We start from the raw sequence: 8686 nt of genomic DNA, 5'->3' as shown, positions 1-8686 counted from the left end.
GCTGTGAAATGGATCGCGTCGCCAGGCTGAAGAATATAGCTTTCCTGCGCAATAGCGATTTGCAGCTTTCCTTCGACCATTAGAATGTATTCTTCGACACCTTCGTTATGTGGCTCTGAGGCATGAGTGCAGCCTTGCTCCATCTCGACGGTGTAGATTTCAAAACTTTTCTGGGGATGAAAAGGGAAAAGGGGATAAGCACGATATTGGCCGTCTTCTTCGTCAAAGGAAGAAAGATCCTCGGAACGAACAACGGTAATCTTCGGTTCATCATCCTCAATCAAGCTCGTGAAGGAGATTTGTAGTCCGCTCACAATTTTCCATAAAACAGAGATGGTTGGGTTAGAATCTCCTCGTTCGATCTGCCCTAGCATCGCCTTGCTGACACCTGTCAATTCTGCAACTTGATCCAAGCTTAAACCTCTTGTTTTCCGTATGCTCAGCAGCTTTCTGCCTACCATTTTGTGTATCGGTTCCTGCATCAAAGTGACTCCTTTTATTCAACTTTTGTCCGTAAAAATCGCCTATTTACAATATAACATACATTCGTGTACTATGGTATATATAGACAGTAAAACGCACGTATGTGTATTATATTGCATATTTGTCCTAGGAGGAATTAAGATGGGCGCAACGATGATAGGGTTGGTTAAAGAACACCGGGGGCCCGGTGCTACACTGAAAGAAGTTCCCGTTCCCACGATTGGCGACGATGAAGTGCTCGTCCACATTAAGGCGACTTCCATTTGTGGAACGGATCTGCACATATACAATTGGGATGCTTGGGCTGATAAAACGGTGCTGACGCCGAATGTGTTCGGGCATGAGTTTGCAGGTATCGTTGTCGATATTGGGGACCGCGTACGAGGCGTTAAGATCGGAGATCATGTTTCAGCAGAAGGACATATGATTTGCGGCACTTGTAAGGCTTGCCGAACCGGAAATGGGCATGTTTGTCCGAATACCAAAAGCTTTGGAATTACCGCGCCGGGCTGTTTTGCCGAATACGCTGTGGTGAAAGCAAGTAATATTATTCATAATGCGCCTGAGCTGCCTTTTGAGATTGCTTGTTTGCAAGACCCGTTAGGGAATGCCGTTCAAACCGTTTTGTCCGGAGACATTGTAGGTAAAACAGTTGCTATCATCGGTGTAGGACCGATTGGCTTGCTTGCCATTAAAGTAGCAAAAGCTTGTGGAGCTGGAGCGATTTATGCAGTAGATATTAATCCCAACAGGTATCACGGGTCGTAAAATGTACCAGACCTGGTACCAAATGAAAGGTTTATTGAACCAACATCGAGTTGATCTTGCATCCGTTATCACACACAGATTCACGCTCGATCAGTATGAGGAAGCGTTCCGGTTGATGCATGAAGGGCAATGCGGGAAAATCGTGTTTACACACTAAAACAAAGGCTTGGAGGGCAATTTATGAATTACTTAAACGATTTGGCGGCAGATATTGAAGGCTGGAAGCGCGATGGACGTTACCGCACGATAAAAGTATGGGAAAGCGGCTCTGATACATGGATGAATCTGAACGGGCGCAAAATTCTCCAGATGTCCTCCAATAATTATTTGGGATTGACCCATCATCCCAAGTTGAAGCAAGCAGCGATTGCTGCCATCGAGAAATACGGTGTCGGCAGCGGCTCGGTGCGGACCATAACGGGGACGCTGGATATCCACGAGCAGTTGGAGCTGGAGCTGGCTGCTTTCAAAGGCACGGAAGCGGCACTCGTGTTTCAATCCGGTTTTACAACGAATCAAGGCGCGTTATCTTCGATACTTGGTGCAGACGATGTGGTCATCAGCGATGAATTGAACCATGCGAGTATCATTGATGGCATTCGTTTGACGAAGGCTAGCCGTAAGATTTTCGCCCATAAAGATATGAATCAGCTAGAAGCCGTGCTGAAAGAAACACAAAAGTATCGCAAACGTGTTGTGGTTACCGATGGCGTATTTAGTATGGACGGCGATATTGCACCGCTGCCTGAAATTGTTCAATTAGCAGAAGCTTATGATGCCATTGTGTATGTCGATGACGCCCATGCGAGCGGCGTATTAGGCAAGAACGGCAAAGGCTCAACTGATCATTTCGGACTTCATGGACGCGTACACATTCAGATCGGGACCCTTTCCAAAGCGATTGGCGCCGTTGGCGGGTATGTAGCCGGTGCCCAATTGCTCAAGGAACATTTGATCCATACGGCAAGGCCATTCCTGTTCAGCACTTCGCAGACGCCAGCCGTAGCAGCTACTTGCTTGGCAGCGATTCAGGTGCTGCGTGAGAGCGAGGACTTGGTAACCAAACTATGGGAGAATGCCAATGGCTTCCGTAGTGAATTGCAGCGTTTAGGCTTCGACACAGGAGCAAGTGAAACACCGATCATTCCAATCATTATCGGTGATCCTGCGCTCACGATGCGTTTCTCTGATCGTTTGCTGGAAGAAGGCGTATTCGCGCAAGGGATTGTCTATCCAACTGTAGCCATGGACAAGGGACGTGTTCGCCTAATTGTAACGGCGCAGCATACGAGTGAAGATCTAGCGTTTGCCTTGCACAGCTTGCAGAAGGTAGGCAGGGAGTTTGGATTGGTGTAGGGTGTAAGGTCTAAGGTCATGTGGACACCACCGCGGCATTTTCTTTTTGTGGACAAAGATTTGCGGAATAGAAATTCAGTTACTTCTATATAATTAGGTCGATAGTTACAATTTGTAACATAACCGACGAGGAGTGATTGGATTGAGCAAGTTCCGTAAACAGGCATTTATTTTCTTTATTCTTAGTGTGTTGGTGCTCGCATTCAGCGTACTTCCAGCGGCAGCTGCTGAAAGTGATGGCTATGACATTTATTTGAAACTAGATGGGATTACCGGGGATTCGACAACAAAAGGGTATGAGAAATGGATTAAGCTTAATGATTTTTCGTTCGAAGTGGAGAATAAGGCGACAATTAGTGCAGGAGGCGGATCTGGAACAGGCAAAGCTGCGGCTCAACCGATTTCTATTAACAAAAATTTTGATTCCGCCTCTATTCCAATATTTCTGAATACAACGACAGGAAAAGCGATTGAGAAAGGTCAAATTGTTTTTGTGAAAAACACTGGAAATCAACTTCAAGCTAGCCTCACCATCGATTTGGAAAGAGTCTTCATCAGCAATTTTAGTCTTTATGATACACATGAGAACATTGAGCTAAGTTATGGAGCAATTACTTTTAAATACAATGTTGTTGGCCCTGATGGCAAGGCAAGTACGATAACTGGCGGATGGGACTTCACGAAAAATCAAAAAAAATAAGTTTTGGGAACGGAATGGGCTGACTTGAGAGGACTGAATAGTCTTTGAGAGCAGCCTTATTTTTATATCAGCAGCTGGATTATGTAAACTGTACTTCTCATCTCCATATCGATATAATTGGAATTATTTCTCAGATGTGAGGAGGTACGAGCATTATGTTTATGGAAGAGGAGGTAATCATTTACTTGAGAGCGGGTTTCTTGGTCGTTATGCTACCAGTGATGGCGGTCGTCCTTTTCTTAATGCTGAAATTCAAGAGGATGGGGTATGGGTGGTTTTTGCTCCATTTGGTTTTGTTCTCGATTGGTGCTCTTTGGTGGATCCGGTTGCTTGAAACCCGAGCTTTTACCAGTTCTGTATATAATTCGCTAATGATTGCGATGATAGGTATGCTTTGGCTGATTAGTATGATTTTTTTCGTAAAAGGTTTATTGTCACTACGTAATAAGGGGGCGCGTGTGTGATCAAATCAGTGAAAATCGGGATTGTCACGATGGCGATAGTGTTGCTAAGCTCAGCTTGCACGGAAAAGCTCAGTTCAACGAATAAATCAAAGCCTGTAGATAGTCAGGCAAAGACAGGGAACGCCTACACCATTTTGGCAGAAAAGCTGCGTACACCGTGGTCGATTCAGTTCGATGAGGATACGATCTATGTGAGTGAGCGCGAGGGGCATATTGTCAAGATGAGTAATGGCACTGTCACGCGTCAAAATGTGAAACTCAACAAACCTCTAAAGATTCAGGGAGAAGGCGGATTTCTTGGTATACAACTCGCTCCTGACTTTCATAATACCCGTCAAGCTTATGCTTATCATACTTATGAAGAAGGCGGCAAGATTCTGAATCGAGTCGTCGTCCTGCAGGAGAACAACGGCGCTTGGCAGGAACTCAAATCCTACCTCGAGGGCATCCCTGGCGGCAATATCCACAATGGGGGCAGATTAGCCATTGGTCCTGATAACATGTTGTACATCACAACGGGTGACTCGGGAACGGACAAGCTTGCTCAAGATGTGAAAAGTACCGCGGGCAAAATACTGCGCATGACACTTGATGGCAAGGTTCCCTCGGATAACCCATTTGCCAAGTCTTACGTGTATTCTTATGGTCATCGGAATTCACAAGGTATTGCTTGGGATAGGCAGGGTCGCATGTTTAGCTCAGAACATGGTCCTTCGGGAAACCCAGGTGGACATGATGAAGTCAATTTCCTGGAAAAAGGCAAGAACTACGGGTGGCCAGTAATTATCGGAACGGAGAAAAAGGAAGGTATGATGTCTCCGCTGTATCAAACGGGAGATACTGCTATTGCACCATCGGGGATTGCAATAGACCCGGAGGGCCAACTACTAATTGCAACCTTAATTGGCAAAAAGCTATATAGGTTCAATCCCGATACCAAGCAATTAACTGCAATGCTGGAAGGTGAAGGGAGACTGCGGGATGTGAAGGTACATAATGGGGATATTTATGTGCTAACAAACAACACGGACGGTAGAGGAAATCCTTCGGCCACTGATGACCGCCTTTTGATGCTAAAGAAATAATGCAAAAGGAAAAACCTAATCCACGCAGCAGTTGCTGAAGGGATTAGGTTTTTTAGTGGGATCAGTTAAGTGGTCATTTTTTTGAAGACGAGTACGGCATTATGACCACCGAACCCGAAGGAGCTGGATAAGCCGTAATGGAGCTTCGCTTGTCTAGCCACGAGCGGTACATAATCAAGGTCACACTCTGGATCTGGATTTTCCAAGTTAATGGTCGGAGGAATTACGCCATCTTGCAAGGTTTTGATCAGCGCGACAGCTTCTACACCACCGGCTGCGCCTAGCATGTGACCAATCATGGATTTATTCGCGCTGATCGGAACGTCGTGCGCGCGGATGCCAAGCAGCCGCTTGATGGCACGCGTCTCCGACAGATCACCGGCAGGCGTGCTTGTCGCGTGCGCATTAATCGTGTCGAGCTCCTCTGGCGCTAGGCCAGCATCGGCGAGTGCATCGCGCATGGCGCGGTAGGCACCCGCGCCTTCAGGATCGGTCGCCACGATGTGGTAGGCGTCCGATGTTGAGCCATAGCCGATGATCTCGGCATGGATGCGGGCACCCCGGCGCTCGGCATGCTCGAGCGACTCCAGCACGAGCACGCCGGCGCCTTCGGCGGCGACGAAGCCGTCGCGCTGCGCATCGAACGGGCGGCTCGCCTGTGCCGGTGCATCGTTACGCGTCGACAAGGCCGTCGCATTGCCGAAGCCCGCCAGCGCGAGATCTGTAATCGTCGCTTCTGCGCCCCCGGCAATGACGGCGTCTGCACCTCCGCGCTGGATCAGCTTAAAGGCTTCGCCAATGGCATTATTGCCAGTGGCGCAGGCAGTAACAGGCGCAAGTGAAGGGCCTTTGGCGCCGAACAAAATGCTAACCTGCGCGGCTGCCATGTTGGCGATCATCATGGGCACGACTGTAGGACTTACACGGCTTGGTCCACGGGACAGCAGGGTTCGGTAGTTGTCCAGAATTGTATGAATCCCACCTATACCGGAGCCAATATAGACACCAACACGTTCCTCATTCGTTGAGTCAATAGTTAGGCCAGCATCTTCCACTGCTTGTTTAGCTGCGGCAACAGCAAATTGCGTATAACGATCCATGCGGCGGACATCCCGTCGACCGACAGCTGCTTCCGCATCGAAATCACGCACGACGCCAGCGATACTCGTTTTATATTCAGATACATCCATATGATCTATTTTTGTAATACCAGATGTTCCAGCTACGAGATTTTGCCAAAAAAGGTCTACCTGATTGCCAATTGGCGTAATAACACCCATCCCGGTCACAACTACTCGCTTCATATACAACGCCTCCTTGAATATCTTTACTAACTTCTTAAAAGTATCTATTGTAAATAGAATGTCACACTTGTTATCCTATTACAAGTTACCGTTTATACTGGTATAATGACTTCTATGCTGATGTTAAGGGGGACAATGAAGTGAATACGAAGGAACGGCTGCAAGCACTTTCCGCGTTCTTGACCACTCATCGGGCAAGGCTTAAGCCTAGCGATGCTGGACTTCTAGGCGGCAGCCGAAGACGCACGCCTGGCCTCCGCAGAGAAGAAGTGGCTGCGATTGCTGGTGTAAGCACGACCTGGTATACCTGGTTAGAGCAGGGGAGAGAAATCAAAATGTCGGTGCAGGTCCTGGACCGAATCGCCATTGCTTTACAGCTCAACGAGGATGAGCGGCAATATTTGTTCATGCTGGCTCTTGAGCAGCCGGCGCCTACGACAATTGTTGATCAGGCACCAACGGTTTCTCCTTCTTTGAGTAGAATTTTGGAGGAGCTGCATGATTGCCCCACCATTATTTCCGATCGAAGATGTAATATCGTGGGTTGGAATCAAGCGGCGGCAGCTGTGTTTTTGGATTTTGCGCTGATTCCGCTTGAAGAGCGCAATCTCATTTGGCTGCTTTTTACAAGGAAAGAATTAAAAGCTTTGGCTGTTAACTGGCGTGATTTTGTAATGGGCTTTTTGGCGATGTTTCGCTCCTACTACGGGCAATACCTGGGTGACAATTGGTATAGCGAGTTTATTGAGCGCATTAGCAGTGAGAATCAGGATTTTCGGACATTTTGGAATCAGAGTGATGTGAGTAGTGCGCCTGAAGTGTTCATCGAATTTCGTCATGCAAAAGTAGGGAAGCTTTTATTTGACCTGACGACATTGCAGGTGCAAGGGCGAGCTGATTTTAGATGCAGTGTATATACAGCTTCGCCGGGTTCGGATACCGATTCGAAAGTTAAGCTGTTAATGAGCAAAATTTAGTATATGGGGTGAGGGATGACATGATGCTGTCGATTAGAAAAATGGACGAGAACGACTACGACTTTTTTACGGATATGCACTATGAGTCGATTCACATCTTGGAGAATAAACCACCTAAGCAGGAACTGTTGAATGAACCTAATCTTAAGAAATACCACGAGGACTGGGGACGGCCAGGGGATAGGGCTTTGATAGCACTGATGGATGATACGCCAGTAGGCGCCGGCTGGTACAGGTTATTCGATGAGTCCAATCGAGGGTATGGATTTGTTGATCGTGAGACTCCGGAGTTAGGTATGGCTATTGTGTCGGCGTATCGAGGTCAAGGAGTGGGCGGTAAGTTGATGCACGAGTTGATCCAGCAAGCACGAATAGATGGCTTCGCATCTTTATCTTTAAGTGTTGATCCGAGTAATGAGGCCGCTGTGCACATGACCCAAAAGTGGCCCAGATGGGGGACTTTAACTGGAGTATTCGGCGTTATTCACAATGAACCGAGCTAATTCGTTAGCTCAGATCCCCTCAATATACCATACCATCGCAGCAGCCCGCGGCATAAGAAAAGGAACGCTATTCAGCGTTCCTTTTAAGCAGCTCTATTTACGAATGAGATAGCTTTTTATCCTCACGTTCCAGTGCTTTTTGCTGCTCTTTGGTAAAGGTACAACGAAGTTTGGCTAATCCCGTGTGCTCGTTGACGTATATAATTCTAACAATGCCATGGATTGATTTCAGTTGTTTAGTCCATTCTCTTGGATCGAACATGAACATCAACTCCTCTTGAAAACGCTTTATTCTATAATTTATCTTATGTGCGTGGGACAAGTTTCATGCCTGAGGTATGAAACTACTAAAAAAGTGGCATTCTGGATAGTAATGACATGATTGTACGGTGGGTGAAAATATTGAAAGTTGAAAAGGGTCAATCAGCAATTTGTTCGTATTGTGAGGAATCAGCAACATTTCGGATTGGAAACGATGAGTATGCGCTGCATGCTTGTGATCGTCACGAAGATTCTGCGTATAACGAGTTCGATTTCGTGAGCGGGGAAGACTCGTGGCGAATCATTTCAATGGCATCGCACGGCTTTCCTGAACAGCTAATCAATTAAACAGGAGGGATTCCCATTCGTTTATTTCATTTGAGCTACATTCTGTTTTTTAGTGCTGTGCTGCTTGCAGGTATAATCGGAATCGCTTGGTTCGTTTTTCATCGCAGAAAAAGAAAAGCCCGTTAATTGATAGGGTTTGGAACCATAAATTAGTTTATGCAAAAGAACCTCCATATTCCACTAAACTAGTGGGATTGGAGGTTCTTTGTTTTCTAGCGGACACCTTTCATAAAGCCTTGAATTTTGGGAGTCAGGAGAAAAAGGATCAAACTAAGGACCAATGCAATGACACCAATGACACCGAAATACAGCATTTCCGAGTCAGCGGAGTAAAATTTCACAATCTGCGCATTGATGGCCTGGGCCGCGGCATTCGATAAGAACCATAAACTCATGGTCTGGGCTAAAAAGGCAGCAGGCGCCAACTTGGTTGTAGC

General features: G+C 46.8%; 10 protein-coding genes and 2 pseudogenes. 8 read left to right on the top strand and 4 right to left on the bottom strand.

All coding sequences use genetic code 11. The features are described from left to right. Positions 1-482, bottom strand: a 482-nt coding sequence (locus AC1DUA_RS17855; protein WP_477501051.1) for a helix-turn-helix domain-containing protein, incomplete at its 3' end; no start/stop codon positions are given. Positions 483-624: 142 nt separating this feature from the next. Here AC1DUA_RS17855 and AC1DUA_RS17850 point away from each other — a divergent pair. The 5 genes and pseudogenes from AC1DUA_RS17850 (at position 625) to AC1DUA_RS17830 (ending at position 4856) form a co-directional block, all read left to right on the top strand. Then, positions 625-1408: pseudogene (locus AC1DUA_RS17850) on the top strand (alcohol dehydrogenase catalytic domain-containing protein). Between the two features lie 23 nt (positions 1409-1431). After that, positions 1432-2607, top strand: a complete 1176-nt coding sequence (locus AC1DUA_RS17845; RefSeq protein ID WP_477501050.1) for a glycine C-acetyltransferase — start codon at positions 1432-1434, stop codon at positions 2605-2607. Positions 2608-2749: 142 nt separating this feature from the next. After that, positions 2750-3307: an Hcp family type VI secretion system effector gene (locus tag AC1DUA_RS17840; protein ID WP_477501049.1), complete on the top strand. Its 558-nt coding sequence runs from the start codon at positions 2750-2752 to the stop codon at positions 3305-3307. A 155-nt stretch (positions 3308-3462) separates the two neighbouring features. Then, positions 3463-3771: a hypothetical protein gene (locus AC1DUA_RS17835; protein ID WP_477501048.1), complete on the top strand. Its 309-nt coding sequence runs from the start codon at positions 3463-3465 to the stop codon at positions 3769-3771. After that, positions 3768-4856 (top strand): PQQ-dependent sugar dehydrogenase, encoded by a 1089-nt coding sequence (locus AC1DUA_RS17830; RefSeq protein ID WP_477501047.1) that lies wholly within the window; start codon positions 3768-3770, stop codon positions 4854-4856. Before AC1DUA_RS17835 ends, AC1DUA_RS17830 begins: the two co-directional genes overlap by 4 nt. A gap of 65 nt (positions 4857-4921) precedes the next feature. Here AC1DUA_RS17830 and fabF read toward each other — a convergent pair whose 3' ends face one another. Then, the gene (gene fabF, locus AC1DUA_RS17825) at positions 4922-6160 is read right to left on the bottom strand and encodes a beta-ketoacyl-ACP synthase II (RefSeq protein WP_477501046.1); all 1239 of its coding nucleotides are present in this window, start codon (positions 6158-6160) and stop codon (positions 4922-4924) included. Positions 6161-6300: 140 nt separating this feature from the next. Here fabF and AC1DUA_RS17820 point away from each other — a divergent pair, with 140 nt between their 5' ends. After that, on the top strand, positions 6301-7137 hold the full coding sequence (locus tag AC1DUA_RS17820) for a helix-turn-helix transcriptional regulator (protein ID WP_477501045.1): 837 nt from the start codon (positions 6301-6303) through the stop codon (positions 7135-7137). Positions 7138-7157: 20 nt separating this feature from the next. Then, positions 7158-7640, top strand: coding sequence for an N-acetyltransferase family protein (locus AC1DUA_RS17815; RefSeq protein ID WP_477501044.1), 483 nt, complete (start codon positions 7158-7160; stop codon positions 7638-7640). A gap of 97 nt (positions 7641-7737) precedes the next feature. Here AC1DUA_RS17815 and AC1DUA_RS17810 read toward each other — a convergent pair whose 3' ends face one another. After that, entirely contained in the window at positions 7738-7902 is a 165-nt protein-coding gene (locus AC1DUA_RS17810; protein ID WP_161411725.1) for a hypothetical protein, read from the bottom strand. A 116-nt stretch (positions 7903-8018) separates the two neighbouring features. Here AC1DUA_RS17810 and AC1DUA_RS17805 point away from each other — a divergent pair, with 116 nt between their 5' ends. Then, the gene (locus AC1DUA_RS17805) at positions 8019-8249 is read left to right on the top strand and encodes a hypothetical protein (protein WP_477501043.1); all 231 of its coding nucleotides are present in this window, start codon (positions 8019-8021) and stop codon (positions 8247-8249) included. 212 nt (positions 8250-8461) lie between these two features. Here AC1DUA_RS17805 and AC1DUA_RS17800 read toward each other — a convergent pair. After that, positions 8462-8686, bottom strand: a pseudogene (locus AC1DUA_RS17800) (MFS transporter); the annotation flags it as partial.

This window comes from Paenibacillus sp. 01T422 (assembly GCF_056398785.1).
The sequence above is the reverse complement of the archived record's forward strand: the minus strand, read 5'-3'. Positions and strand labels throughout refer to the sequence as shown.